Annotated in this window: 1 protein-coding gene; it reads right to left on the reverse strand. The window is 60.5% G+C overall.

The window, feature by feature from the left end; genetic code table 11:
* Positions 1 to 514: dTDP-glucose 4,6-dehydratase (locus ABD353_RS40185; protein WP_344628635.1), on the reverse strand; the 514-nt coding region annotated here is incomplete at its 3' end.
* Positions 515 to 531 lie beyond the last annotated feature (17 nt).

A 531-nucleotide genomic window follows, 5' to 3' on the forward strand; every position in this document is an offset into this window, starting at 1 on the left:
CGCGAACCAGATGGTCGCTGCCCGCTTTGGAGGCGGAGTACGGGCTGCTCGGCGCGTACGGGGTTTCTTCGGTGAACAGGTCATCGGTGCCGTGCAGGTCGCCGTACACCTCATCGGTGGAGATGTGGTGGAAGCGGAAAGCCTGCTTCTGCGCTTCCCCAAGCCCGGACCAGTAGTGACGGGCCGCCTCCAGCAGAGTGAAGGTGCCAATCACGTTGGTCTGGATGAAGGCGGCCGGGCCATCAATGGAACGGTCCACATGGCTTTCTGCCGCCAGGTGCATCACGATATCCGGGCGGAACTCGCTGAACTGGGCCGCCACGGCAGCAGCATCGGTGATATCAGTCTGGGAAAACGAGTAGCGTTCGCTCACGGCCACCGGCGCCAGGGATTCGAGGTTGCCGGCGTAGGTCAGGCAGTCCAGCACGCGGACTTCATCCCGGGTATTTTCAATGATATGACGAACCACGGCAGAGCCGATAAAGCCGGCACCACCGGTGACAAGAATCTTCATACTTTCTCTCATTTTTC

The organism is Kitasatospora arboriphila (assembly GCF_039528095.1).
Taxonomy (GTDB): Bacteria; Actinomycetota; Actinomycetes; order Streptomycetales; family Streptomycetaceae; genus Kitasatospora; species Kitasatospora arboriphila.